Raw genomic sequence first — 25,991 nt, forward strand, 5'->3', positions numbered from 1 at the left:
GTGCCGCGATCCGGTTCAGCTCGTTTGAACCGACCCGCGGTCAGGTGCGTTTGACGGCCGACGCGACCAGCGGTGCGCGTCACCAGGCCCCTGCCGGAGGAGGACGAGAAAGATGCGTGACGCCCCGAGGAAGACGAACGACGCGCGGTGGACGGCGCCGCGGCGCACCGCGGCACGAGTGACGGCGGTGTGCGGCTTCGTGGCCGTGGCCGCGCTGGCGTTGCCCGGACCGGCCCACGCACGGGACTCCGTACGGGCTCAGGCGTCCGCCGCGGCCTTCGCCTCCGTACAGAACCGGCTCCCTCAGGCCGTGCGTGCCGAGGAATTGACGAAGTACTACGTGATCAAGGCCCCGCAGAACAGAGGCGGTCAGCAGGAGACCCTGTTCGAGATCGCGCGGCGCACGCTCGGCGACGGCAACCGGTTCGAGGAGGTGCTGGTCCTCAACAGCGGGCGCCCGCTTCCGGACGGCTCGGTGTTCGTGAGTCCCGAGCAGCTCGTCCCGGACTTCGCGCTGATCCTGCCGGAGGACGCGAAGGGGCCGGGCGTGGAGTTCGGCGTGCTGCCCGAGGCGGCCGTCGACGCGTCGGCGAGCACCGGGCAGAGCGCGGCCCCCGCTGTCCGTACCACCACCACCAGCCGGACGGCGGGATCCTTCGGCGTGTTCGGCAACCGGATCCAGCTGCCCTGGCTGATCGGTGGCGTCGGCGGCGTCGCCGCCCTGACCGTGGCGATCGTCGCGCGCCGTCGCATCGCCCGAGCCGCCCGCGCGTCGGGCTCCACGATCGCCCGGGGCGCCCGTGTGCTGCGGCCTCGACTCCCACGCGGCCTGGCGCTCGCGCTCCGCCGTCGCCGGCGCACCGTGCTGGCTCGGCGGCTCGCGGCGGACACCCGCACGCCGGTGGTGGTGCGGCAGGCACTGCGCGAGCTGATCCCCGCTGCCGGCGCGGAGCCGAAGACGGAGCGGCCGGTACGCGTCTACAGCGTGCTCGCCGAACCCACGAAGCTGCTCGCCTCGGTGTCGGGCGGCCACACGGCCCCCGCGCCGTGGACCGCGCTGGACATGAACCGCTGGGAGCGCACCGGGCTGCCTGTCGTCGTCGAGAGCGATCCGACGGCCGACCCGACTCTGGCGCTGCCCCACCTCGCCAGGCTCGGAGTGAGCGACCGGGGGGCGCAGGCCATGGTGGACCTCGGGCAGATCAACGGCGCGCTCAGCATCCGCGGCGACCTCACCGTAGCCCAGGACACCGTGGCGGCGCTGGTGCGCGGGCTCCTCGAACTCCCCCGGCAGAGCACGGTGGTCGTGTCGGTGGACCCGAGCGCGAGCGCACTGCCCGGCCTCAACGGTGTGGTGCGGGTCCGCGGGGTGGCGGAGGTGCGGGACAAGGCGCCCGAGGAGGTCCTCAACGCCGCCGAGGAGCTGGGCGTCGGTCTGGTGCGCGGGGTCGCCCGAAGCGGCGAGGTCACCGGATTCATCGTGCTCCAGGACGCGCCGACCGCGGAGGAGGCACGGGCTCTCGCGGACCTGTCCGCGCCCGCGGGCGGCGGCTGGATCGTACTGGCCGTCGGTGACGTGCCCGGCGCGCACTGGCGGTGGTACGCGGATTCCGACGGCACCGTGGACCTGGGCGTGCTCGGCCTCCGCGTGACCGTCCCCACACAGACGCTGGCGGGCGCGGGCACCGGACGGGTGTGACCTCCCCGGCACGCATTCGGAAAAGAAATACTCCCGGAGTCTGAACCCCCGGCCCGCACGGGCCGTTTGCGAAGTGACGCGCTTCTGGGCGGCGGACCGAAACGGTATCCGCATCAAAGACTCCGCCCCGGCAGTCGGCCGGCCTCCTCCCCGCTGCCGGGGCGGGCCCCTTCGAAACACGGCGGCGACACCGTCCTCCAAGAACGCGGAAATACGGAAACTCAGAAATTCGGAAAGAGGGATCCTCATGCGTAAATTCACTGTGGTTCCGGCGGTACTGACGGTCGCGGCGGTCATGCTGACGGCGGCTTGCGGGGCCTCCCCGGACACGGCTGTGACCGGCGCCGGCTCCCCCGAGCGCCCGGCCGCCTCGGACACCGGGGGGCAGCCCTCGAAGGCGGGGCGCCTGAGCGTCTGGCAGAGCAAGGAGCTGGGCCCGGTCGTCACGGACGGCGCGGGGTTCACCCTCTACCGCTTCGACCAGGACACGGCGAACCCGCCCACCTCGAACTGTGCAGAGGGCTGCGCCGCGACCTGGCCTCCGGTGCTCGTCGACGACGTCACGGCGGGCCGCGGCCTGGACGCGGCGCTGCTCGGTTCGGTGAAGCGCGCCGACGGCTCCCTGCAAGTCACGCTCGCCGGTTGGCCGCTCTACCGCTACGCGCAGGACACCGCGCCCCGGCAGACCCGTGGACAGGGCGTCGGCGGCACCTGGTTCGCGGCCGCGCCCGACGGCACGAAGGCCAAGGCAGGGGCGGGGGGCGGGACCGAGGAGACGACGCCGCCGAGCGGGCCCCCGGCGCAGAAGAACCTCCCGGCCCTGTCCACGGTGAAGGACGAGAAGCTCGGCACGATCGTCCGCGACGGCAAGGGACGTACGCTCTACCGCTTCACCAAGGACACCGCCTGGCCGATGAAGTCCAACTGCCAGGGCGACTGCCTCAAGCTCTGGAAGCCGGCCAAGCTCGTCGACAAGAAGGACCTCAAGGGCATCGACCCGAAGCTCGTCATCCCGTACAAGCGCCCGGACGGCACCCAGCAGCTCACTCTCGACTGCTGGCCGCTGTACTGGTACACGGGCGACAAGGAGCCGGGCGACACCAGCGGCCACGGGGTGAACGGCACGTGGTTCACGGTCCGCCCCGACGGCAAGCTGGCCAAGTAGCCGCGCCGGCTCCCGGAAGACCGGTCAGGGGGCGTTTCGGAGAACATCCGAAACGTCCCCTCCTGAGGTTTTCGTCATTCCTGTGGGCGCGATGGATGGGCTCGTGGGTGGGACTCTGTTGTCGTCCATGTACCGACTCGGGAGTCGGCTCCTGCAACGCGGCAGCAGGCGTCCGATCCGTCGCAGCGGGGGGGCGAATGCTGCGATTCGCCAGGGACTCGGCTTCGACGGGGCCTCGGGCATGAGGACGTTGCGGACGTGGGCTTCGGGCCAACGGTGCTCTGAAGGCACGAAGTTGTCCTGCCGACCGCGGCCTTCGTGCCGGTCGCTTCCCGCGCCGTGCACCAAAACCGACAGCGACGTCAGTCGCAGCACGGGTGAAGGTGCTCGCCAGAGCAGCACAGATGAGGCCCGGATCCACAGGATCCGAGCCTCATCTGACTTCAGTAGCGGGGACAGGATTTGAACCTGCGACCTCTGGGTTATGAGCCCAGCGAGCTACCGAGCTGCTCCACCCCGCGTCGGTAGGTGCAACACTACGCTAGCCACGGCACCACCAAGACCAATCGGGTTGCTCAGCTGCGCCGTACGGAAGGGGTTGTACAACGCGGGTGCCCCGAGCAGACACGCGATGCCGGACCATGTGACGGTGTAGGCGCGGTACTCCCGAGAACTGCTCTCACGCAGCCCGACGAGTCCCTCGTGCGGAGCGATTTTCCGTGGGCCGGGCGCCTCTCTGAACGGCTCCCAGGCGCTGAGGACCACCAGCTTCCGTACGACGTCAGCCACCGAACGGCGGACCGGTACGTGCTGTACGTACAGCCATCCGGCCCCGTCCGGCGTCGTCCTGAGACAGGTCCCGTACCGCTGGAGTGCGTCCATGACGTGCTCGACGAGCGCTTCGTGCTCCTGCCGGTCCAAGGGCAGCGTCTCCCACTCGCGCGGTGATCCGGTCGGATGCCAGAGTCGCGAGCGAGCCTTCACCGACCCATGCCCAAGCGGGCTGTCCGGCGACGTCGGCCCGAGTCAGACCGTAGACATGGCGCGGGGGCGTGGTCACAACAAGCTCCCCTTAGAGGGAGTTTCCTCTGGACGACGTGGTTGCTCTCCACCGCGAGGGTCCTTATGAGTTGGTCGTGGAACGGCAAGTCAAACGAACGTTGGAGATCGCTCCCAGTAGCGATCCGTGGCGCAGGACGATCCGGCAGTGCGTGCAGAGTCTGGAGTCGTTTGGCAGGGAGATAGATGCGGACCGGCACCGGCTAGGTGTGACCGCATCCGGCCCCTCGCATGGTTTGGAAGTGCTGCGGAGCTTGGCTGCATACGCTGCTGCACAGAAGGGCGTGGACGACCTTCTGAGAAGATTGCCGGGCTTGGGCCACGCCATGAGGCTGACATACACCCATGAAGGGTGTCTCCAGCCCAGAATCGGGATGGTATCGGCAGACCGCCTTGGCAGGCGGGGCGGTTCGCTGCTTCGTTGTCGGTTGGAAGGATCGCGGAGTCGTATGAGGCTGAGCCCGGACGGGAGTTGGGGACCAGTTGGGGACCACACAGCATGCGCGATGGTGCACGACTGGCCGTCACGTGCACGATATGCGCCCGGATTAAGTCCGCTATGTTCAGAAAATACCCCCGACCCGCACATCTGGGGGTCAAGGGGTCGCAGGTTCAAATCCTGTCGTCCCGACCATGCGGAAACGCAGGTCGGAGGCCGTTCTCTCATCCATGGGAGGACGGCCTTTCGCGCGTCCAGGGACGTGGTGGTCGCAATGTGGTCGCACGTCCAGTCTGCGGCCGGGCGGCCGTGGCGCTGAAGGCCGGCGGCGCGGGGGAGCGGAGCCGTCGGACGACTGCGCCGAGCCGCTGGATGTGGTCGCGTGGTGGTCGCAGCCATGCCGGGGGGCCGGTCTCGTGGCTGGCTTTCTCGGCTTCGGTGAGGGTGCGGTCGATGGTGTCGACGGCTTCGCGGGCGGCTTGCCGGGTGGGGTGGCTGTAGATGTTCGCGGTCGTGGACGGGGCGGAGTGCCGCAGCGTCTTGGAGACCACGGTCAGGGGCACGCCGGCCGTGATCGTGATGGTGGCCGCAAGGTGCCGCAGGTCATGGACCGTGATCCGCGGGACGCCGGCCTCCTCGGACAGCTGGTGGAGCCGGTCGAGGACGTGGTGGGGGCCGAGCGGTCGGCCGTCGGGTCTACAGAAGACGAGTCCGGTGGAGGGATCGTCAGGATCTCCCTTCATGCGGGCTGTTGGCGTTGCTCGGTGCCGGAGCGCGGTGGCGACGCGGGGTGAGATGGCGACCCAGGCGCGGCTGGAGCGGGTCTTCGGCGTCGTGATGACGAGGTGGTTGTCGTCGATCGCGGAAAGGGTGAAGCGCACGGAGAGGGCGCTTTCGGTGAGGTGGACGTCGTTCCGGTGCAGGCCCAGGGCTTCGCCCTTACGCATGCCGGTACCAATGAGGCCGCAAGTCCTCGTCCGGTGGCCGATGCGTCGTCGTTCCACCTAAGGACTTGCGCCCGAAGACGGTCCTCCGCGTACGGCCGGCCGGACGAACCGCACCGCCTACCTCAGCGGGCCTCCCGCAGGTCCGCGGGCCGTGTCTCTGCGACGCCCGCGGCGGCGGTCGCGGAGGCCGCGTCCTGGAGTTCGCGCTTGAGGATCTTGCCCGTGGCGTTGGTGGGCAGGACATCGAGGAATTGCGCCAGACGGGGGTACTTGTAGCCCGCCATCCGCTCCTTGCACCAGCCGGTCAGCTCGTCCTCGGAGAGCGTCGCTCCCGGGGCGAGCACCACGCAGGCCTTGATCTCCTCACCGTGGCGCTCGTGCGGAACGCCGATCACGTCCGCCATGCTCACGGCGGGATGCGTGAGCAGGACCTCCTCGATCTCGCGCGGGTACACGTTGAAGCCGCCGCGGATGATCATGTCCTTGGCGCGGTCGACGATGTAGAACCAGCCGTCGGCATCACGACGTGCCAGGTCACCGGTGCGGAACCAGCCGTCGCGCATCACCTCGGCCGTCGCGTCGGGCCGGTTGAAATAGCCCTTCATGACGTTGTGTCCGCGGACGACGATCTCACCCATCGCGTCGGCGCCCCGGACCGGCGTCCAGTCCTCGTCGACCAGGTCCACCTCCACTCCCCAGACCGGGCGGCCGATGGACCCGGGCCGCACCGGCTCTCCCCGCGGCGAGAAGGTGGCGGCCGGACTGGTCTCGGAGAGGCCGTACCCCTCCAGGATCGTGACACCGAACCGCTCGGTGAAGCGGCGGTGGATCTCCACCGGGAGGGCGGAACCTCCCGACCCCGCCATGCGCAGGTTCTCGGCGATCCGGGGCAGGTCCACGTCGGCGCAGTCCGCCTCTAGCAGGGACCAGAACATGGTGGGCACGCCCGCGAAGAACGTGACGGCATGGCGTTGCATGAGGGCGAGGGCCGCGCCGGCGTCGAAGCGCGGGAGCAGCACCAGCGTGGCCCCCGACGCGATACCCGTGTTCATCTGCACGACCTGGCCGAAGGAGTGGAACAGCGGCAGCGCGATCAGGTGGACGTCGTGCTCGACCTCACCGAACAGCTTGTGGCAGCTCAGCACGTTCATCATCACGTTGGAATGGGTGAGCTCAGCCCCCTTCGGCCGACCCGTGGTGCCGGACGTGTACAGGATGACCGCAGTGTCGCCCGGCTCCGTGGCCACGGTCTCGAAGTCCGCGCTCCGACCGGCCAGCGCCTCCGTAAGCGTCTCCGCACCCTCGATGGGAGAGCCCCCGGACGGGGTGGACGGCAGCAGGAAGAACTGCTCGCACCCCGGCGTCCCGCCGAATCCTTGCCAGCCCTCCTGCCCGAGCGGGAGCTCGGCGCCTCCCTCGAAGCAGAAGTACGCCCTGGCCTGGGAGTCGGCCAGGTGGTAGGCGATCTCATGGCTCTTGAGCAGGATGTTGAGCGGTACGGCCACCGCGCCCGCCTTGAGGATGCCGTAGTAGACGATCGGGAACCACGGGACGTTCGGGCACGACAGCGCGACCTTGTCGCCCGGGTTGATGCCCCGTGAGCGCAGCAGGTTCGCGACGCGGCGGGCAGCCGTGTCCAACTCCGCGTACGTCAGGCGCTGGACGCCCAGCACGACCGCCGTACGGTCGGGCACGGCACGGGCACTGTTCTCCAGCAGGGCGGCGAGGTTGAGCATGGGGTCTCCGTTGAGGGTGCGGCGGATGCGTGGGTTCCGGTGGTCGGAGCGGCTGTCAGCCCCGCAGCGCGGCGGCGAACAGGGCGGGCAGCTTCGCGGGGCTCGGCGCCGCGGTGAAGCGGGTGAGGCGCTCCACCGTGGTCCCGGCCCTGCGGTGGGTGACGAAGTAAGGAGGGCGCGGGGACAGGGAAGGATCACCGATGAGCAGGCCGCGCGGGGCCGGGGCGAACGGAGCGCGCAGTACGGTCTTCTCGATGCCTTCGAGCATGAACGCGTTGTGCACGAAGCCGATGCCGCTGCCGATGTCCTGGCGGGTGTGGCCGGGGAAGGCCCCCCAAGGGGTGTATCCGAGCAGGAAGCCCACGCCCGACCAGCAGTTGACGCCCAGCGTGCCGTACCGCAGATCGGTGATCGCGGAGCGGACGGCGTCCTGGTGCGCCTTCTCGGTCCGCGGATGGACGATCAGGGTCGCGCCGAGGGTGCCGGGAAGGGTGTCGTTGGCGAAGCCGACGGCACGGCGCAGGAACGCGTCCGGAGTCGCGCCGGGCAGGCGGACGACGCCCAGGGCGCTGCCGAAGACCTCGTCGCTGATGAGCGGGTCGTCATGGTCGGCGATGTCGGGTACGAGCAGCCGGCAGCCGTCTCCGAGTTCCTCCGCCGTCGGGTGGGCCGCTCGTACGGAGGCGAGGCGGTCGGCGGCGCCGGGGTAGTAGTCGGTACGCGGGGGCAGCTCGCGCAGCACCGTGCGGATCTCGTCGAGCAGCCGCTCGGTCCCGTGCCAGTCCCGTGGCAGGACGAGGATCTGGCTGGCGATGCAGTTGTGGCCCGAGTTGTTCATCTTGCTGGTGACGATGTGCTCGGCCTGGAAGCGGAAGTCGGCGGCACTCCACGGCCCCGGCGTCACGATGCAGGGGCTGACGCCGCCCAGTTCGCTGCTGAAGGGCTTGGAGATCAGTGGCAGGTCGGCCTGGCGGCGGCGCTCGGCGTCCTCGTCGGTGCCCCAGACGATGGCGTCGTGGGTGCGGTCGCTTCCGGTGATGTGCAGGGTGTCGACGCCCCGGTGGCGGGAGAGATAGCCGCCTTCGGCCGCGCCGCCGTCGACGAAGCGCAGCCAGCCCCGTTCGACGAACTCGGCGAAGACGTCCTCGAAGTGGGGGCGCAGATAGGCGTTGACCGGGTTCATCTTCGCGATGACGACCTGGCCCTCGGCGTAGAGCTTGTGCAGGATGTCGAGCGCGGTGATGGCGGCGACGTTGCCGGCGCCGAGCACCAGGGTCACGGCGGGCTCCGCCTGCCTGCCCCGGTACTCGCCCGCGGCGCACGCCAGCGCCTGCTCCGCGGTGACGCCGGGGCGCATCCACACCCGGGCCGAGAACCCGTTGAGCAGCAGGGTGTCCCAGCCGGTGGCGGGGAAGACGTCCACCAGGGTGCGGCCGTTCTCCTCGCGGACCGTCCTCCGGTCCAGCGGGTCCTTGCCCGCGGCGATCCGTCGAAGGACGTACAGCAGCGCCGCGGCGTTCTGGACCAGGGCCCAGGGGCCGCCCATCCAGTCCTCCGCCGCCCACGGGGACTGCGGTCCGTACCCCTTGGCCCGGCTGCCCGCGTCGGCCATGAGGGCCGCTCGCGCGACGACGCGGGACCGCAGCCGCTCAAGGAGGGCGATGCGTTCGCAGAGCGGGGTGGCGGTCCAGGACGCGGCTCCGGCCCGTACGTCGGCCACGGTCCGGTCGAGGAGGGAGGTGTCAAGGGAGCTGGTGTTCAACGTCGGTCCTTGCGGGAAATGGGGCGTCACAGGGACAGCCGGCGGGCGTCGCGGTCGGGGTCGATCAGCGTGAGGGCGGCGGCTCCGCTCAGCAGCAGCACGGCACCGGTGATGAGGACCGCGTACCGGTAGCCGTCCGCGCCGTGGGTGTCCACGAGGCGCCCGATCAGCGTCGGGGCGAGCAGACCGGCGGTGGTCACCACGGCGTTCATGATGCCCAGGGCGCCGCCGCGGCGGTCGGCCGGCGCCAGTTCCGTGACCGTGGTGACGGCGACGCTGCTCATCGCTCCCGGCAGCCCGAATCCCACGACCAGGAGCACGGCGGTCAGGACACCGGCCGGAGCGAAGGGCAGGGCGAGGCACGCCGCGGCGCCGACGAGCAGCAGTACGCCACCGATCCCGCCGCGTGCCCATCGGCTCGCGGCCCCGCGGCGCAGGAGCCGTCCGGTCAGGCCCGCCTGGCCGAGCACCGCGACGCCGCCCAGCCCCCAGACCAGCATCACCATCCGGGTGGAGCCGGCCGAGGAGTAGCCCAGCGCCTTGTGGAGGTACGAGGGGAGCCAGACCAGGGCGAAGGCGATGACCCAGTAGGTGCCGAAGTAGGCGGTCGTGGCGCCGATCCAGGTGCGGGTCGCGACGATCCGCCGGTAGGGGGCGCTCGACGGGGGCGGCGCGGTCGGGGCGCCGGCCGGCGCGCCTTCGCTCCGTGCGCCTCCGGAGGCGGCCGGCCCGGTGGGGGCCGACGCGGTGGCGTATGGTCCCTCGCCGCCGAGGCGGACCCACAGCAGCGCCCAGACCACCCCGACGAGTGCCACCGCAGCGACCGCCGAGCGCCAGCCGTGGTTCTGGATCACCCACGTCAGGACGGGAGCGGCGACGAGGATGCCGAGGGTGATGCCGAGAACGATCAGGGCCCCGGGCAGGTTGCGTCGGTGATCGGGGAACCAGGACAGGGTGGCCTGCTGGGCGACGGGGAAGGCAGGCCCCTCGGCGGCGCCGAGGAGGACGCGTGAGGTGATGAGCACCGCGAGCCCTCCGCCCACCGCCAGCGGTGCCTGGGAGGCGGACCACAGGACGGCCATGGCCAGAATCAGCCACTTGGGCCGTATGCGGTCCGCGAGCAGCCCCACCGCGGCACCGGAGACGGAGAAGAGCAGGAAGAAGGCGCTGCTGGCGAGTCCGAAGGCCGACGCTGTGAGGCCGAGGTCCTCGCGGATCTCCTCCGCGGCCAGACCGAGCACCGACTTGTCGGCGAAATTGATCATCATGAAGACGATGAGGAGCGCGGTGACGGTCCAGGCGCGTCGGGTGCTGCTCGGTGTCTTCGAGGTGCCGGCGGGCACGGCGGGTGCGACGTCGGTGTCGGTCACAGGGGCTCCGCGGAGACTGGTCGGGGAGGGGGGAGGGGGCTGGTTCAGCAGAGCGGGACGCCGGCGATGGCGATGCGCTCCATGACCCGGCGCTGCGGGAAGTAGTCGCTGATCGCGTAGTGCTGCGTGGCGATGTTGTCCCAGACCGCGACGGAGCCGGGCTGCCAGCGGAAGCGGACCTGGTACTCGGGGATGCGGGCCTGCAGCACGAGCTCGTCGAGCAGTTCGCGGCTCTCGGCGTCCGACAGGCCGGCGATCCGGGTGGTGAAGGGCTCGTTGACGTACAGCAGCTCGCGGCCGGTGCGCGGATGCCGGACGACCACGGGGTGCTCGACCGCGGGCAGGTTCGCACGGTGCGCGGCGATCTGCGCCTCGGTCATGAGCGAGCCCCAGCTGGGCAGCCAGTCGTGCTCGGCGGTGAGCCCTGCGATCCGGGCCTTCATGGAGTCGGTGAGGTTGTCGTAGGCCGCTGCCATGTCGGCCCACATGGTGTCGCCGCCGGCGGCCGGCACCTCGACGGCGCGCAGTACGGAGCCGAGTGCCGGCGCGGCCATGAACGAGTGGTCGCTGTGCCAGATGTTCTCGGTGCCGACGGCCATGGCGTCCTTGGCGAGCCGGGAGACTCCGACGCTGTCGCCCTTCGGGAAGAAGGGGTTCGGCTCGGGCTCGCCCCACAGGGCGGAGAACGCGAGCTGGGACCGCGGGTCGAAGGCGTGCTGGTCCCGGAAGAAGATGACCTTCCACTCCAGCAGGGCCTGCCTGATCTCCTCCGCGAGCTCATCGCCGATCGGGCGCGAGAGGTCGACGCCTTCGATCTCGGCGCCGATGTGTGGGGTGAGGGGGGAGAGGTCCAGGAGCCGGTAGTCGGGCTGGGCCGCGTCGGGGGCGAGGCGGTCGAGCGTGCGCTTCCCGTAGTGCATCAGCGGCTTGTCGAGCGCGGGGGCGGGAGTGGCGACGGCGCTGTCCATGAGTCCTCCGTGAACGAGGCGAAATTCGTTACTGGGAGTATCGTTATTGGGGTGGGGTGAGGCAAGAGCCTGGACACACGAAAAATCGACGCCGCGGACAGCCGCCGCGGAAGTCGTCAGCCCACGGGGCCGACGGCCCGGGCCACGAGGTCGACCAGGGCGACGACGAAGCGGGTGTCGGGCATCTCCTGTTCGCCGATCAGCCGGAAGAGCAGCGGGGCGGCCACCAGCGTGGCGGCGGCCCGGACATCGGTGTCCGGGCTCACGTCGCCGCGCTCGATGCCACGTTCGAGGATGCGCCTCGTCTCGCTCGTGATGCGCTCGGTGTACGCCGCGTACTGGCCGCGCACCGCCCCCGTCTCGGCCGCCGCGCCGATGAGGCCCGCGATCAGCCGGTCCGTCCCCGGCAAGCGGTAGGCCTCCAGCCGGGTGGTGAGCACGAAGCGGAGCTCCGCCCGGAAGTCGCCCAGATCCGGCACCGACAGGGTGCCGATGCGGGTCTCCGCGGCGGCGATGATCAGATCCTGTTTGGTGGGCCACCGGCGGTAGATGGCAGGTTTGCTCACCCCGGCCCGGGCCGCGACGGCGTCCATCGTCACCGCCCCGATCCCCTGCTCGTGGACCATGTCCACGACCGCGCGGAGAACCGCTCCGGTGACCCGTTCCTCCCGGGGCCGGCCCGGCCCTCGCCCGGCCCCGTCCGCCTGCGCACCCACCATGTCCCGAGCTTACGGCCGGGCCTTCCCGCGCACGGAGGCCGGGGCCCCGGTCACCCCCGCGCCAGGGCTCCGGCGGACGGTGTCAGGGTCGGCGCACTCCGCCGATGCCCTGGACGTCGGCCTGCTGCGCGATCGACCGCCGGTCCGGGTCTGCGAACTCCCGCTCGACCGCCTGCCCCAGCAGGCTCATCTCGGCACGCGCCGAAGGGTGTTGCCCCGGCGAGAGGGCTTCGAGCAGCCCTTCGAGCACGGCGCGGAGCCTACGGCAGATCTGGACGGACGAGCCTCCGTGGTCCCGGATCTCGCAGACGGCGAGCTGGAGGTAGCCCTCCCAGTCGCGTCCCGGCAGTACGAGCCGGGCGGCCCCGTCTCCATCGGCCAGGACGTAACGACCGGGAAGGTGCCGCTCGCCGACCGTGTGCAGGAACCACTCCATGTAGTTGATCACCTGCACGGCGGTCGTGGGGTCGTTCACCGCGGGGGAGAGCGCTCTGATGGCGATGTCGACGAGGACCCTCAGCGCGAAGGCGGGATCCTGCTCGATCGTGCGCTCCGCCCCTAGGGCGATGAGGCCGGTCACCCGGACGGGATCCGGTCGGGACGTGCCCCGTACACCTCGACGAGCACCGTGCCGGGCGGTACGAAGTCCCCGATCAGCCGGGTCACGCCGAGCACGCAGTCGTGCCGCGCCGCCTCGGCGACCAGCCCCCGCACGTCGAAGGCCTGGATGGCGCCACCCCGTACGGCACGGACGCGCAGCACCGGACCGCCGGCGGCAGGGCATCCGCCGCGCGGGGCGCGGCGCCCCGGATCAGGGCGGCGCCGCGCGTGAAGACGGACAGTCCCATCCCCGCGAACCATGTGAGTCCGGTGTGCCGGAGGTCGTGGCGGCGCAGGTGCTCGTAGCCGAGTTTCGGGACGACGTCGTCCCAGTGGGTCGCGTCGCGCAAGACCGCGGTGGAGATGCGGCCGCCTCGGGGTCCGGTGAACATGCGGGCGTCGGGATCAGGGCCGGCGGCCAGGATGCGCTGCGCGACGAGGGGGCGGATCTCCTCGATGATGGGGACTTGGCGGGCCCGCTTGCCCGTCGTCCCCTTGTCCACGAGGCCGCCGGGAGCGGGGGTGGTCTGGCGCCGCACGGTCCAGATCCAGTTGGTCGTGTTCCCTGTCAAGTCCTCGTGTTCAGGGCCCACGGTCGGCGGGGGTGGAAACGTACAGAGGCTTGGCGGGCCCGGACATCTTGGTGAAGCGGCCGGTGTGGTTGGTGCCGGCGACCGCCTTGGAGCGCGAGCGGCACGGCGAGCCGAGTCCGGCCCGGCAGCGCGGACAGGGGTGACGCTCGACGTCGTTTGGCGTCGCTCGGGAAAGAACCGTTGGCGAGAACAGCGGTCAGGGCGATGCGAGCGGGACTTCCTGGTGGGGCGCGGCTGCGGGCGCGGTCATGTCGAGCAGGAGCATGGCGTCGTGGTCGGGTGTGCCGGGTTCGGCGGTGTAGGCGCCGATGCGCTGGCCGGGAGTTCCTTCCAGCTGCATGGACTGGGAGGTGAGCGTGAGGGTGCCGACTCGGGGGTGGTGGAAGGTCTTCTGTGCGGGCTTACGGCCGGTGACCTCGTAGCGTTCCCACAGCCGGGCGAAGTCGGGGCTCTTGAGGAGGAGCTCGCCGACGAGGTTGGTCAGGTCGGGGGCGTCGGGGGCGGTGCCGGCGACGGCACGCAGGCGGGCGACGCACGCGGTGATCTGACGGTCCCAGTCTGGGAATAGATCTCGCGCAGCCGGGTGGAGGAAGAGGTAGCGGGCCAGGTTGCGGTGTTTGGCGGGCCAGTCCTCCAGGCCCGCGTACAGGGCGAGGCCGCCGGGGTTCCAGGCCAGCATGTCCATGCTGCGGCTGATGACATAGGCGGGGTTCGGGCGCAGTGACTCCAGCAGCAGCTTCAGGTGGGGGCGGACGGTGCGGCTCGGGGCCGGCGGCGGTTCGGGGGCGTAGCGGGCGGCTCGTGCGGCGAGTTCACGCAGGTGCTGGCGTTCCTGGTCGTCCATGTGCAGGGCGCGGGCGAGGGAGTCGAGGACGGCGGGGCTGGGGCGGGTCTCCTTGCCGCGTTCCAGGCGCACGTAGTAGTCGATGCTGATGCCGGCGAGGGTGGCCAGCTCCTCGCGGCGCAGGCCGGGGGTGCGGCGGATGCCGGTGCCGATGGTGAGGCCGACGTGCTCGGGGCTGGTCTGGGTGCGGCGGGCGCGCAGGAAGCGGCCCAGCTCGGCGCCCTCGCCGTGCGCGCTCTGGGATGCCATGACTCCAGTTTCACCCGGTGAGCGGCCGCGCCGCGGACGGGAGGGGGGCCCTGTCATTACCCCTGAAGAGCCCGCCCTGCCACGCCCGAGCAATCCGGACGAAGGTGGATGAGGAAGACGCCGGCCTCTTCGCTCCCGCCCGGACTTCGGCGGGCACGGCCTGCCGGGCCGGCAAGAGTGAGAGACCAGGCGACACCATGATCGGAAGAGGGCGAGATGCGGTACATCAAGCTGCGTGACCTGGAGGTTTCCCGGATCGGGCTGGGTGCGATGGGCATGTCCCACGGCTACACCGGCTCCGGCACCGATGACGCGGAGTCGATCCGGACCGTGCACCGTGCCCTTGAGCTGGGCGTCACGCTGATCGACACTGCCGAGATCTACGGCCCCTACACCAACGAGGAGCTGCTCGGGCGGGCGCTGAAGGGCCGCCGGGACAAGGTGGTGCTGGCCACCAAGTTCGGCCTGGTCTCGCACGGCGGAGACGGCGCGTGGAACCTGGACTCCTCCCCGGCCAACATCCGCACTGCGGTCGAGGGCTCCCTGAAGCGGCTGGGTACCGACCACATCGACCTGTACTACCAGCACCGCGTCGATCCGAACACACCGATCGAGGAGACCGCCGGCGCCGTCGGCGAGCTGATCACCGAGGGCAAGGTGCGCGCCTTCGGGCTGTCCGAGGCCGGTCCGGACACGATCCGCCGCGCCCATGCCGTCCAGCCGGTCACCGCGGTCCAGTCCGAGTACTCCCTGTTCACCCGCGGTATCGAGGAGCGGGTGCTGCCCGTCCTGCGGGAGCTGAACATCGGGCTGGTGCCGTTCTCCCCGCTGGGCCGCGGCTTTCTGACCGGCACCGTGCGCTCCACCGACCAGTTCGACGAGAACGACTTCCGCCGGGACAACCCGCGCTTCACCGGCGAGAACTTCCAGCGCAACCTGGCGCTCGCCGACGAGGTCAAGGCCCTGGCCGACGAGGCCGGTGCCACACCCGGGCAGGTGGCCCTGGCGTGGCTGCTCGCCCAGGGCGACGACATCGCCCCGATCCCCGGCACCAAGCGCGTCAGCCGGGTCGAGGAGAACGCCGCCGCCGACACCGTCACCCTGACCGCCGAGCAGCTGAACAAGCTCAGCAGCCTGCCGCCCGCCGCCGGCGACACCCACACCGAAGCCCAGGCCCGGATGCTCGAACGCTGACACCCAGCCCCCAGCACGACCCCCGTTTGGAGCGGTAACCCCTTATGCGTGCAGCAGTGATGTACGGAGCCGGTGACGTCCGCGTCGAGGACCGGCCCGACCCGAAGATCGTCCAGCCCACCGACGCCGTGGTGCGCGTCGTCGCCTCCTGTGTGTGCGGCAGCGACCTGTGGCCCTACGCCTCGATGCCCACCACCGACACCGGCCGCCCGATGGGGCACGAGTTCCTCGGCGTCGTCGAGGAGACCGGCGCGGACGTGACCGGTCTGAAGACCGGTGACCTGGTCGTCGCCCCGTTCACCCACAGCGACAACACCTGCGACTACTGCGCCAAGGGGCTGCACATCTCCTGCCGCAACGGCGGCCGCTACGGCTTCGACGGCGTCGACGGCGGCCAGGGCGAAGCCGTCCGCGTCCCGTACGCCGAGGGCACCCTGGTGAAGTTGCCGGTGGCCGCCGACTCCGCGCTGCTGCCCTCCTTGCTGGCCCTGTCGGACGTAATGACCACTGGCCACCACGGCGCCGTCACCGCCGGCGTCCGCCGCGGCGACGCGGTGCTGGTCGTCGGCGACGGCGCGGTCGGCCTGTGCGCGGTGATCGCCGCCAAGCGGCTGGGTGCCGAGCGGATCGTGCTCGCCGGCCGCCACGAGGCACGCACCGGCCTGGGCCGCGAGTTCGGCGCCACCGACGTGGTCGCGGAGCGCGGCGAGGAAGGCATCGCCCTCATCCGCGAGCTGACCGGCGGCGTGGACAAGGTCATCGAGGCCGTCGGCACCCGCCAGGCCCTCGACACCGCGCTCGGCGCGGTCCTGGACGGCGGCACCATCAGCCGCCTGGGCGTCCCCCAGTACGAGCAGGGACCGATCGGCCCCGCCGAGTTCATGCGCAACATCACCCTGACCGGCGGTGCCAGCCCCGCCCGCGCCTACATCGAGCAGCTGCTGCCCGACGTCCTGGACGGCACCATCACCCCCGGCCGCGTCTTCGACGAGACCTTCCCCCTCGACCGGGCTCCGGATGCCTACCGGGCCATGGCCGACCGCCGGGTCCTCAAGGCCCTCATCCGCCCCTGATCGCACGCCCCCACCCCGTACAGCGAAGGAATCCCCTCATGCAGCACGTGACCTTGAACAACGGTGTAGAAATGCCGCTCCTCGGCTTCGGCGTCTACCAGATCCCCGCCGAGGACACCGAGCGCGCCGTCTTCGAGGCCCTGGCCGCCGGCTACCGCCTGCTGGACACCGCTGCCGCCTACGGCAACGAGGAAGCCGTAGGCCGCGCCATCAAATCCAGCGGCATCCCGCGTGAGGAGCTGTTCGTCACCACCAAGCTGTGGGTCCAGGACGCCCCCGCCCAGGACAACACCCGCCGCGCGTTCGAGACGTCCCTGACCAAGCTGGGCCTGGACCACCTCGACCTGTACCTGATGCACCAGCCCTTCGGCGACGTCTACGGCCAGTGGCGCGCCATGGAGGCCCTCAACCGCGAGGGCGTGGTCAAGGCGATCGGTGTCGCCAACTTCTACCCCGACCGGCTGATCGACCTGATCGTCAACAACGAGATCACCCCGGCCGTCAACCAGATCGAGACCCACCCGTTCTTCCAGCGCGCCGACTACCAGGACCTCATGCGCGAGCACGGGGTGCAGATCCAGTCCTGGGGCGGCTTCGCCGAAGGCAAGAACGACCTGTTCACCAACCCCCTGCTCGCCGAGATCGGCAAGCAGTACGGCAAGTCCGTCGCCCAGGTCGTGCTGCGCTGGCTCACCCAGCGCGGCGTGGTCGCCATCCCCAAGTCGGTGCGTGCCGAGCGCATGGCGGAGAACTTCGACGTCTTCGACTTCCGGCTCACCGACGAGCAGATGGCGGCCATCGCCACCCTCGACACCGGCAGCTCCCTTTTCTTCGACCACCACGACCCCGAGATGGTCACCTGGCTCGCAGGGCGCCGCCTGGACGGTTGAACGCCTCACCCCCTGCGCCTCGCCGGCCGCGGGTGCCCCCCGGGGCGCCCGCCCGGCTCCACGGTCCACCGGGAGCTGCCCACCATGATCACGCCACAGCACCACAGCACCACAGCGCCCTGCCGGGTCGGCGCACGGTTCTGGAATGGTTCTCTTCTGGGAGCTCCTCATCACCGCCGTGGTGTTGGTGTTCCGCACACTGGACCGCACCACGGGCCGGCGTGTGCGGCAGGAGCCCGCCGCAGCCGAGCAGATCCTGGGCGAACGGCTGGCGCGCGGCGAGATCGACGAGGAGGAGTACCGCAGGCGCCTGAGCGCCCTGCGGAGCGGTGGGACGTGATGTCACTGACGGTTGATCGGGCCGGTGGTCAGTCCCTGTCGTGCACGGTTTCCGAAGCCTTCCGGCTGCCGCCGGGGTGCACGTCGGTGAGGACCGGCCTGCCCGCGTGACCGTGCCGATCTTGTCGAGGACGACGGTGTCGAGCTCGTCGGCGGTCTCCAGCGCTTCGGCGGAACGGGTGAGGATGCCCGTGCGGGCTCCCTCGCCGGTGCCGACCTCACGCCCTCCTCCCGTCGTGTTCCCTCGTGACCTCGCCCCTCCCGCCGTGAGGTCCAGGCGGGCCGTCGCCCCGGGACCGACCGGCCCTATCGGCGCGCCGGCGCTCGGTGCGACCGTGGGAATGAGCCCTCTCGTATCCGGAAGGCGGTGGGGACGATGGATTCACCCGTGGTGGTGGGCGTCGACGGTTCCGACGCGAGTCTCGCGGCCCTGGACTGGGCGGTCGACGAAGCCGTACGGCACGGGCGCCCGCTGCGCATCGTGCACGCCTCCCTGTGGGAACGGTACGAGGGAGTCGTGCCGGCCCGGACCATGGACCGGCCCTCGGGCCAGGTCCTCGCCGAGAACATCGTCGGCGTCGCGGCGGAACGTGCCCGACGCCGCGCACCCGGTCTCGCCCTCACGGCGGACGTCCTCGCCGAGGACCCGTCCGGCGCGCTGCTCAGGGAGGGGCAGGAGTCCATGCTCCTCGTCGTCGGGTCCCGCGGACGGGGAGACCTTGCCGACCTCCTGCTCGGCTCCGTCGGTCTCGTCGTGGCCGCCCGGGCACACGGCCCGGTCGTCGTCGTCCGTGGGGACCGGCAGGCCCTGGAAGCGCGCCATCAACGGATCCTGCTGGGCATCGGCGACCACGACGTGGACGCGCCGGCCGTGCGGTTCGCCTTTCGCGAGGCAGCCGTACGAGGCGCGGAACTCGACGTCGTACGCGCCTGGCGACGACCCGCCCATGAGCCGGTCGACCACCTTCTCCTGAGCGGTGAGCCCGGCACGTACTCCGAGCAGCGAGCCGCGGAACTCCTCGACAAGGCGCTGGAGGCGACGGCCGGCGAGTACCCCGACGTACGGCTGCGCAGAAGCACGGTCGAGGGCCCCGCCCACCGCGAGCTGACCGATCGCTCCGCCGCCGCCGACCTGCTGATCGTCGGGGTGCGACGCCGGGACCGCCTTGTCGGCCTGGAGCTGGGCAGGGTCGCCCACCGCGCCCTGCACCACGCCTCGTGCCCGGTCGCCGTCGTCCCCCAGCACCATCCCGTCCCCTCGGAGGGAGACCTGTGATGAACCCCGCCACCGCTCGGCGCCACATGAGCGACCTCGGCCGCCGCGTCGAGGCCAGGCGTACCCGCCTCGGCCTGTCCCGGGAGGACGTGGCCGCGCGGGCCGGATCCACATCGGGCTACATCGCTCTCCTGGAAGAGCAACTGCCCGCGCCCGGGATCGAGTTCCTGGTCCGGCTCGCGAACGCACTGGAGACGACCGTCCAGGACCTCACCGGATACGCAGCGGACCTCGCGCCCGGAGGAACCCTGGCCGGGTATCACGCCCGGATGGACGAGATCGACGAAACGGAATGCTGGGCGATGCTCGACGACCACGGCGTCGGCCGCGTCGCTGTCACCGGCGACGACGGGCCGGAGATCTTCCCCGTGAACTATCAAGTCGTCGGCAGCGAGATCCTGTTCATGACCGCGGCGGAGGCGCCGCTCGCGCGGGCGGCGACGTCCGGCGCGGAGATCGCCTTCGAGGAGGACCGTGTGGACGAAGCCTTCAGTCAGGGCTGGAGCGTCCTCTTCGTCGGCCCCGTACGGAAGGTGTCGGATCCGGCAACGGCCCGGGCGCTCAAGGACGCCGCGTACTCGACACCGTGGGCCGGAGACGAACGGGACACGGTCGTGTTGCTCTCCCCACGGCGGGTGACAGGACGGCGTGTTCTGGTCCGAGGCGCTCCCGGTACGCCGTCCCTCCCCGAGCCCTGACGAACAAGGTCCCGCCCCGGGCCCGTCAGCTCGAACCGAAGGGGCGGTGCCCGTCGGCAGGAGGGGCCGGGCAGGTCTCGATCGGGTCCGAACGGCCCATCCCGGGCACGGCCACCGCGATGCCAGCCTGGGAGTGTGATTCCCGGGGGAGTACCGCCGAGGAGGAACCATGACCAGCGAGACCCTCGCCCGGCCGGAGCTCGGCAACGTCGTCGTGGGAGTCGACGGATCCCCCTCCGCTCGCACGGCCGCCCTCTGGGCCGCCGCCGAGGCCGCCCGCCGGGGCCGGCCCCTCCGCCTCGTCCACGCCGCCGACACCGACCGGCGCGCCTACTGGACCGACGCCGAGACGATCCAGGCGGTACGCGAAGCGGGCCGCGACCTGCTGACCGAGACGGCGAGCGCGCTCCACGAGCGTTTTCCCGACCTCGACGTCACCAAGGAGCTCAGCCGTCAGGAGCCGGTCTCCGGACTGCGGGAATCGGCCGGCACCCAGGGAACGATCGTCGTGGGCAGCAGGGGCCTCGGCGGCTTCACCGCCCTTCTGCTCGGCTCGGTGGGGCTCGGCGTGGCCGCCCGGGCCGAGGTGCCCGTGATCGTCGTACGCGGGGAGGGCGAGCGGCCCGAGACGGGCTCGGTGACCGCCGCCGTGCACGACAGCACGGACGTGCACGGTCTGCTCCTCGCCGCCGCCGAGGCCGACGCCCGCAGGGCTGCCCTGCGGATCGTCAGCGTCTGGAACGTCCTCACCCACGTCGGCAGTGTCGCCACCATGCTCGACGACCTCGACGCGATCGCCCGGCAGCGCGTGCACGAGACCAAGACCCTTGCCGACAGCATCCGCGCGCTCTACCCCCAGCTGATCGTCGGACACCACGTGGAGACGGGAACGAGCACCCCCGGAATCCTCATCGAGGCAAGCAGCCGTACGGACCTGATCGTGATGGGTCGCGGCCGCCGCCCGCTGGGCATAGGGCCGTCCCTGGGACGCGTCGCCCATGCCCTGATCCACCACGCCCACTGCCCGGTGGAGATCGTCCCGTCCACCGTCGTGACGGGGGAGGAGGAGCCATGAGTGACGTACTCCTCGGCATCGACCCCCGCGAGGTGTCCGTCCCGGCCCTGGTCTGGGCCGCCGCCGAGGCGGTGCGCAGAGGTGTCCGGCTGCGCCTGGTCGTCGCCGTTCCCCCGGTCCACGACCGGCTCCGGTACGACGCGCTCGCCCACCAGAGCTCCCTGCGCATCCGAGCGGAGTGGGCGCTCGCGAACGCACAGGACCTCGTACGAGAACTGCACGACGGCCTGTGGACCGCGACGGAGCTCGTCGATGGACCGCCGGCCACCGTGCTCCGCGACAGGACACGGGGTGTAGCACTCGTCGTGGTGGGTTCGCGCCGCCTCGGCAGGGCCGCCGAGGTCCTCAGCGAGGGCTCGGTGGCCGTCCCGCTGGCCGCGCGCGCCGACTGTCCCGTGGTCGTGATCCGTACTCCGGAGCACACGGCCGTCCACCCGCTGCTGATCGTCGTCGGCGTGGACGGCAGCAGGGACTGCCGGGCCGCCGTCGCCTTCGCCGTGGCGGAAGCGAGCCTGCGCGAGGCACGGCTCATGGCCGTCTGGGTGTGGCCCCGGCCCCGGATGTCCCGCGACGACGAGGCCGAGGGCCTGGCCGACCGCCGGCGGCTGCTTGCCGAGTCGGTCGCCGACTGCGCCGCACGCCACCCGGACGTCACCGTCGAACAGGTGATCACGCGCGGGCACCCCGTCGAGGAACTCATCCGCGTCTCTCAGGAGGCCCTGGCCGTCGTCGTCGGCCGCAGCGGCCGGGGAGGGCACTCCGGCATGCGGCTCGGTTCCACGGTCCACGGACTGCTGCGCCACGCCACCTGCCCCGTGATCACCGTTCCCCTGTCCGAGGCGGGCGGGACGGACGCCACCTCCTCCGGGGCCGACCGGTCCCGGCCCCGCACGGACCGGGAGTCACCGGGCGGTTAGCCCCCTCGGCACTGGGGCGGCCCGGCCCCGGGCTGCACACTGGGAGGACGAGACAAGCCCCCGGGCCACTGTCCGGGTCCCTGGAGAGGTGGGCACGATGCAGCAGACCCGGATCAGCCGCCGCCTCCAGCCATCCTGTCGGGCTCGTCCCCCCGACCTGCGGACGCCCTCCGGCCGCCCGCTTCCGTACTCAGAACACGCGTGGAGTGACCATGGCCCGCAAGACACGACGACGTCCCGCCCGGAACATCGCGTCACCACCCCGGCCGCCCGAGCGCCCAGAGGCAACCGGCGACGCGCTGCCTCACCGGCCCGGGTCCTTCCCACCTCCCGTGGGGATGAACGCGCGCCCAGGGCGCCCCGTGCACACCATCCGCGTGTCCGCCGTCTTTCTCTGACGGCGGCAGCCCGACCTCATCTCGAGCCACGCGGCCGGCGGAACGCCACGCACCCCCATGGGCCGGTCGGTCCCTTCCCGGTACGGCCCATGGGGCCCTCCCGGACAACCCCCTTGGGCCCTGTGCCGTGCGAGGGCCGGGCGGGAGGGTGGGACACGGGGACCCGCGTAGGAGGAGGAGAACGATGACCGGAGACAAGGTGCCGGGAACGGACCCCGACGACATCGCGCTCACCGTCGACGACGACCTCATCCCGGTGAGCGCCGAACACGACCCCAAGCGAGTCCTGGTCGCCTACGGCAGCAAGCACGGCGCGACCGCGGGGATCGCCGACGAGATCGGCAGGACGCTGCGCGCCGACGGCATCGAGGCGGTCGTCCTGCCGGCCGACACCGTCACCGACGTGAGCAGCTACGACGGAGTCGTCCTCGGCGGCGCGCTCTACGCCGGCCACTGGAACGGCAAAGCGCGACGATGCGCCCGGCGTAATGTCGAACAGCTGCGCCACCGCCCCGTCTGGCTGTTCAGCAGTGGCCCCGTCGACAGCTCCGCCGAGCAACGTGACATCCCGCCCGTACCCGGTGTGGCCCGTCGCATGAAGGAGCTCGGCGCACGCGAGCACATCACCTTCGGCGGCGCCGTGACCGCCGAGACGCCGGGCACCATCGCCCGATCCCTGGTCCGCCACGGCAAAGGCGGGGACTTCCGCAACCCGGAACGCGTCCGGGCCTGGGCCCACCACATCGGATCCGAACTCGGCACCACCCCCTGACGGTCGCCGAGCCGCCCGGCGGGTCACTCCACCCGGAGGTGCGCCATGAGTCACCACGAGCCGTTCCGCCTCGGACGCACCGCGCTGTTCCTCGCCCTCACGATCGCCGTGATCTGCGGTGCGATCGCCGCCGGCGCCGTGTGGAACGCCGGCGTCAGGGCCGACAGGGCACTCGGCGCGCACCGCCACCAGGTGTCCGCGACCACCACGGGACGCTCCAAGGATCCGCAGATCGCCGTCCGGTTCGGTCCGGAGCCGCGCGCGATCGCACCGGCCGTCTGGAACTACCCTGCGGGCGTCCGCAGGTCCGGGACCGTGCCTGTCCCTCCCGAGACGCCCCAGGGGCACACCGTGACGATCACGGTCGACGACACCGGCAGCCCCGCTCGGCCCCCGGGCAGTGCCGCGGACCGGGCGCTCACCTCGCTTGCGGGCGGCACGGTCACGGCGGGCACGGTCGTGGCCGCCGAGGCCGCCACGTTCTTCCTCGTACGACGGCGGTCCCAGACCCGCAGGCTCGCGGCGTGGGAGCGCGAATGGGAGCAGGTGGAGCCGGTGTGGTCCGGTCGCCTCCGGCGCGGCGGAGGCCGGGGATCCGGCGACGGCTGACCGGGCCGTGGGCCGTACCGCCGTACGGGACGACGGCGGTGCCACGACCGGCAGGGAACGCGGGCCCCTAGCTCCCGCTGCTCCGCCGTGTCTCGATCCGGTGCCGGACGACGGTCGTCAGGGCCGTCAGCCGCGTCGACGCAGTGGGCACCGGCGCCACCGGGCGCTCGATGCGCCGGGCCTCCTCGGGCAGCGCGGCGAGATCGGCCTCGAAGCGGGCGCGGGCGGCGGCCAGGGTGTCGGGCGGTTCCGCGCGGAGCCCGTTGCGCATCACGGTCCGCAGCAGGGGCTCCGTGCCCTCGGGCGGCTCCTCGTTCGCGAGGCCGATGACATCGTGGAGGCCCGGGGCCCGGAAGACCTGCTTCTGACCGGGCGCCGTCACCTTTGCCGACGAGAGCTTCATGACGGGCCGCCCGTCGTACTCGACCAGCTTGTACGCCATGTCGAGGTACGGGGCGTCGGCGGCCGTGCCGACCTTCGTGCCCACGGCGTACGCGTCGATGGGGGCCCCCTCCCGTACGAGTCCGTCGACGCCGTACTCGTCCAGGCCGCCGCTCGCGATGATCTGCACGTTCCGCAGCCCCGCCGCGTCGAGGGCGGCACGGGCCCGGCGGGCCAGCGCGCCCAGGTCGCCGCTGTCGAGGCGGACCGCGCACCCCGGACCGAGCGCGAGGTCGGCGAGCACGCGCGCGGCCGTCGCCACCCCGTGGTCCGTGTCGTAGGTGTCGACCAGGAAGGTCACCGGGCCCGGATGGGTGCGGGCGAAGGCCCGGAACGCCTCCTCCTCGGAGGCGAAGGCCTCGACGTACGAGTGGGCCATCGTGCCCGCGGCCGGGATGCCGTACCGGAGCGCGGCGGCGACGTTGCTGGTGCCGGCGAAGCCGACCAGGGCGCACAAGCGCGCCGCCTGCAGGCCGGCCTCGGGCCCGTGGGTGCGGCGCAGCGAGAAGTCCACCAGGGGCCGCCCCGTGGCGGCGAGCACACAGCGGGCCGCTTTGGACGCGACCGCCGTCTGATGGCAGAGCAGCGACAGCAGGTACGTCTCCACGAGCTGCGCCTGCGGCAGCGGCGCGGTGACCTCCAGGAGGGGTTCCCCGGCGAAGACGAGCCGTCCCTCGGGCACGGCCCGGACCCCACCGTCGAAGGAGAGTCCGTGCAGCGGTTCGAGGTCCTCGACGGGCCGCCGTAGCACCGAGGCGAAGTCCTCGACGTCGGAGCGTCCCACCCGGAAGCGGGAGAGGTGGTCGAGGGCCGGTTCGAGCCCGGCGGCGACCAGGAACCCGCGGCCTGGCGGAAGGTCGCGCACGAAGAGGCCGAACGTCGCCGGTGCCCGCATGTCCTCCCGCAGGTACGAGAGGGCCATCGTGACCTCGTACAGGTCGGTGCTGGTCACCTGGGACATGCTTCGAGCATGCGCGGCCGTCCGGCGGCCCGCACGGGGACGTCCGGCCGAGCGTGGGCCAAGCACACGGCTATGCCGCTTTCCGGGAGGTGAGCTCGCTCCGTACGTCCACCACGCCCTCCACGGCCCGCGCAAGCCGGGCCGCCAGCGGGATCAGCGAGCCGTCGCGGACTTCGCCGGACAGGGTGACGACGCCGGCGTCCACCCGGACGTCCACCTGTTGCCGCGAGAGCGGGAACAGGTGCTCGATCACGTCGCGGCGTACCTCGGCCGCGAGCTCCTCGTCCGTTCGGAGGAAGACCTTGAGGAGGTCGGAGCGGCTGACGATCCCCTGGATCGTGCCGTGCGCGTTCACGACCGGCAGCCGCTTGACACCGTGGGCGGCCATGAGGCGGGCGGCCTGGGGTAGGGAGGCCTCCGGGGTGACGGTGACGGCGGGCGAGGTCATGAGGTCCTCGGCACGGCGGGAGCCGGCCTTCGCGGTGGCGTCGAGGCGGCGCATCTGCTCGACGAGCCCGAGGCGGTGGTCGTGGAACTCCTCCTTGAGGAGCAGGTCCCCCTCGGAGACGATGCCGACGACGCGGGCCTCTCCCTCGACGACGGGGACGGCGCTCACGTTCCACCGTTCCATCGCGGTGACGATCTCCTTGAATTCCGCGCCGGGCAGGACGGCGACCACCTTCTTGGTCATCACGTCGGCGACCGTGAACGGCTGGGGTGTCATGTCGCTCTCCTCCCGGGCGAAGGTGCGTGTCGTCCTCAGGGTGCTCATGGAGTCCTCCGGCCCTTCCCCCACAGACTCCCTCGGGGCGGGCGCGCCCCGGCAGGGCCGCGCGGGCTACACCCGGGGACCGAAGGGCCCCCGGTCAGCGGACCAGCAGGGCCGAGAAGTGCGGCACGTCGGCGACCTCGGCCCGTACGGGCGCGTACTCGGCGTTGCGCGGCCTCCCTCTGCGGCCGGGCGCTGTCGCGGATGTCGGCGGCGTCGCGCGCGAGCGCTCCCGGTTGCGCCGTCGCAGGTCCGCGAAACCCTGGAAGAGTCCGCAGTCGACGAGGATCCGCACATGATCGCTCTCCACCAGGAACTTGCTACCGGTGACCGTCCCCACGCCGCCCAGGTAGCCGCGCAGGGCCGGTCGCGGAGCGGCGGGGGCCTGGTTCGGGGCTGCCCCGGCCACGGTCAGTCCTCCTTCGACGT

The 25,991-nt window shown here is 71.6% G+C and carries 25 protein-coding genes, 1 tRNA gene and 1 pseudogene; 12 read left to right on the forward strand and 15 right to left on the reverse strand.

Annotated features, from left to right (window positions below):
- Window positions 1-112: 112 nt before the first annotated feature.
- Window positions 113-1,699: a hypothetical protein gene (locus tag ACN9M0_RS31240; RefSeq protein ID WP_426404583.1), complete on the forward strand. Its 1,587-nt coding sequence runs from the start codon at window positions 113-115 to the stop codon at window positions 1,697-1,699.
- Window positions 1,700-1,946: 247 nt separating this feature from the next.
- Window positions 1,947-2,864, forward strand: coding sequence for an SCO0930 family lipoprotein (locus tag ACN9M0_RS31245; protein WP_426404584.1), 918 nt, complete (start codon window positions 1,947-1,949; stop codon window positions 2,862-2,864).
- Between the two features lie 447 nt (window positions 2,865-3,311).
- Here the strand turns inward: ACN9M0_RS31245 and ACN9M0_RS31250 are convergent.
- The 12 genes and pseudogenes from ACN9M0_RS31250 to ACN9M0_RS31305 all read right to left on the reverse strand — a co-directional run bounded on the left by ACN9M0_RS31250 (window position 3,312) and on the right by ACN9M0_RS31305 (window position 14,150).
- Window positions 3,312-3,385 (reverse strand) — tRNA-Met (locus ACN9M0_RS31250).
- A 1,201-nt stretch (window positions 3,386-4,586) separates the two neighbouring features.
- A complete protein-coding gene (locus tag ACN9M0_RS31255; protein ID WP_426404585.1) occupies window positions 4,587-5,366 on the reverse strand; it encodes a site-specific integrase in 780 nt (259 codons plus the stop codon).
- Between the two features lie 65 nt (window positions 5,367-5,431).
- Window positions 5,432-7,045, reverse strand: coding sequence for a long-chain-fatty-acid--CoA ligase (locus ACN9M0_RS31260; protein WP_426404586.1), 1,614 nt, complete (start codon window positions 7,043-7,045; stop codon window positions 5,432-5,434).
- Window positions 7,046-7,100: 55 nt separating this feature from the next.
- On the reverse strand, window positions 7,101-8,807 hold the full coding sequence (locus ACN9M0_RS31265) for an aldehyde dehydrogenase family protein (protein ID WP_426404587.1): 1,707 nt from the start codon (window positions 8,805-8,807) through the stop codon (window positions 7,101-7,103).
- A gap of 26 nt (window positions 8,808-8,833) precedes the next feature.
- Complete coding sequence (locus ACN9M0_RS31270; protein ID WP_426404588.1) at window positions 8,834-10,177, reverse strand: MFS transporter; 1,344 nt, start codon at window positions 10,175-10,177, stop codon at window positions 8,834-8,836.
- Window positions 10,178-10,221: 44 nt separating this feature from the next.
- A complete protein-coding gene (locus tag ACN9M0_RS31275; protein WP_366037655.1) occupies window positions 10,222-11,145 on the reverse strand; it encodes a TauD/TfdA dioxygenase family protein in 924 nt (307 codons plus the stop codon).
- A gap of 116 nt (window positions 11,146-11,261) precedes the next feature.
- Window positions 11,262-11,864 carry a TetR/AcrR family transcriptional regulator gene (locus ACN9M0_RS31280; RefSeq protein ID WP_426404589.1) on the reverse strand — a complete coding sequence of 201 codons (603 nt, stop codon included), beginning with the start codon at window positions 11,862-11,864 and terminating at the stop codon, window positions 11,262-11,264.
- Between the two features lie 82 nt (window positions 11,865-11,946).
- Window positions 11,947-12,444: a DUF2254 family protein gene (locus ACN9M0_RS31285; protein WP_426404590.1), complete on the reverse strand. Its 498-nt coding sequence runs from the start codon at window positions 12,442-12,444 to the stop codon at window positions 11,947-11,949.
- Complete coding sequence (locus ACN9M0_RS31290; RefSeq protein ID WP_426404591.1) at window positions 12,441-12,725, reverse strand: DUF2254 family protein; 285 nt, start codon at window positions 12,723-12,725, stop codon at window positions 12,441-12,443. Before ACN9M0_RS31290 ends, ACN9M0_RS31285 begins: the two co-directional genes overlap by 4 nt.
- A pseudogene (locus tag ACN9M0_RS31295) lies at window positions 12,698-13,027 on the reverse strand (site-specific integrase); the annotation flags it as partial. The gene ACN9M0_RS31290 and the pseudogene ACN9M0_RS31295, both read right to left, overlap by 28 nt.
- 19 nt (window positions 13,028-13,046) lie before the next feature.
- Window positions 13,047-13,250 (reverse strand): zinc finger domain-containing protein, encoded by a 204-nt coding sequence (locus ACN9M0_RS31300; RefSeq protein WP_426405355.1) that lies wholly within the window; start codon window positions 13,248-13,250, stop codon window positions 13,047-13,049.
- A 3-nt stretch (window positions 13,251-13,253) separates the two neighbouring features.
- Window positions 13,254-14,150 carry a helix-turn-helix transcriptional regulator gene (locus tag ACN9M0_RS31305; RefSeq protein WP_426404592.1) on the reverse strand — a complete coding sequence of 299 codons (897 nt, stop codon included), beginning with the start codon at window positions 14,148-14,150 and terminating at the stop codon, window positions 13,254-13,256.
- Window positions 14,151-14,366: 216 nt separating this feature from the next.
- On the opposite strand from ACN9M0_RS31305, the gene ACN9M0_RS31310 reads away from it, so the two are divergent.
- From ACN9M0_RS31310 to ACN9M0_RS31355, 10 genes are all read left to right on the forward strand, one after another.
- Window positions 14,367-15,344 carry an aldo/keto reductase gene (locus ACN9M0_RS31310; protein ID WP_366037659.1) on the forward strand — a complete coding sequence of 326 codons (978 nt, stop codon included), beginning with the start codon at window positions 14,367-14,369 and terminating at the stop codon, window positions 15,342-15,344.
- Between the two features lie 44 nt (window positions 15,345-15,388).
- Entirely contained in the window at window positions 15,389-16,417 is a 1,029-nt protein-coding gene (locus ACN9M0_RS31315) for an alcohol dehydrogenase catalytic domain-containing protein (protein ID WP_426404593.1), read from the forward strand.
- A 38-nt stretch (window positions 16,418-16,455) separates the two neighbouring features.
- A complete protein-coding gene (locus ACN9M0_RS31320) occupies window positions 16,456-17,307 on the forward strand; it encodes an aldo/keto reductase (protein WP_399696902.1) in 852 nt (283 codons plus the stop codon).
- A gap of 145 nt (window positions 17,308-17,452) precedes the next feature.
- Window positions 17,453-17,647 (forward strand): SHOCT domain-containing protein, encoded by a 195-nt coding sequence (locus tag ACN9M0_RS31325; RefSeq protein ID WP_366037661.1) that lies wholly within the window; start codon window positions 17,453-17,455, stop codon window positions 17,645-17,647.
- Between the two features lie 375 nt (window positions 17,648-18,022).
- Window positions 18,023-18,922 (forward strand): universal stress protein, encoded by a 900-nt coding sequence (locus ACN9M0_RS31330; protein ID WP_426404594.1) that lies wholly within the window; start codon window positions 18,023-18,025, stop codon window positions 18,920-18,922.
- Entirely contained in the window at window positions 18,922-19,620 is a 699-nt protein-coding gene (locus tag ACN9M0_RS31335; protein ID WP_366037663.1) for a helix-turn-helix domain-containing protein, read from the forward strand. The genes ACN9M0_RS31330 and ACN9M0_RS31335 overlap by 1 nt, the downstream gene beginning before the upstream one ends.
- A 169-nt stretch (window positions 19,621-19,789) precedes the next feature.
- Complete coding sequence (locus tag ACN9M0_RS31340) at window positions 19,790-20,695, forward strand: universal stress protein (RefSeq protein ID WP_366037664.1); 906 nt, start codon at window positions 19,790-19,792, stop codon at window positions 20,693-20,695.
- Complete coding sequence (locus ACN9M0_RS31345) at window positions 20,692-21,612, forward strand: universal stress protein (protein ID WP_366037665.1); 921 nt, start codon at window positions 20,692-20,694, stop codon at window positions 21,610-21,612. The genes ACN9M0_RS31340 and ACN9M0_RS31345 overlap by 4 nt, the downstream gene beginning before the upstream one ends.
- 582 nt (window positions 21,613-22,194) lie before the next feature.
- The gene (locus ACN9M0_RS31350) at window positions 22,195-22,782 is read left to right on the forward strand and encodes a flavodoxin domain-containing protein (protein ID WP_366037666.1); all 588 of its coding nucleotides are present in this window, start codon (window positions 22,195-22,197) and stop codon (window positions 22,780-22,782) included.
- 45 nt (window positions 22,783-22,827) lie between these two features.
- The gene (locus tag ACN9M0_RS31355; RefSeq protein WP_366037667.1) at window positions 22,828-23,391 is read left to right on the forward strand and encodes an Rv1733c family protein; all 564 of its coding nucleotides are present in this window, start codon (window positions 22,828-22,830) and stop codon (window positions 23,389-23,391) included.
- Between the two features lie 67 nt (window positions 23,392-23,458).
- Here the strand turns inward: ACN9M0_RS31355 and ACN9M0_RS31360 are convergent, their stop codons facing one another.
- The 3 genes from ACN9M0_RS31360 to ACN9M0_RS31370 form a co-directional block, all read right to left on the reverse strand.
- Window positions 23,459-24,793, reverse strand: coding sequence for a nicotinate phosphoribosyltransferase (locus tag ACN9M0_RS31360; RefSeq protein ID WP_366037668.1), 1,335 nt, complete (start codon window positions 24,791-24,793; stop codon window positions 23,459-23,461).
- Between the two features lie 70 nt (window positions 24,794-24,863).
- Entirely contained in the window at window positions 24,864-25,517 is a 654-nt protein-coding gene (locus ACN9M0_RS31365) for a CBS domain-containing protein (RefSeq protein ID WP_366037689.1), read from the reverse strand.
- 142 nt (window positions 25,518-25,659) lie between these two features.
- Window positions 25,660-25,971, reverse strand: coding sequence for a hypothetical protein (locus ACN9M0_RS31370; RefSeq protein WP_426404595.1), 312 nt, complete (start codon window positions 25,969-25,971; stop codon window positions 25,660-25,662).
- Window positions 25,972-25,991: the final 20 nt, after the last annotated feature.

It is taken from the genome of Streptomyces sp. R-07 (assembly GCF_049913175.1).
GTDB lineage: Bacteria > Actinomycetota > Actinomycetes > Streptomycetales > Streptomycetaceae > Streptomyces.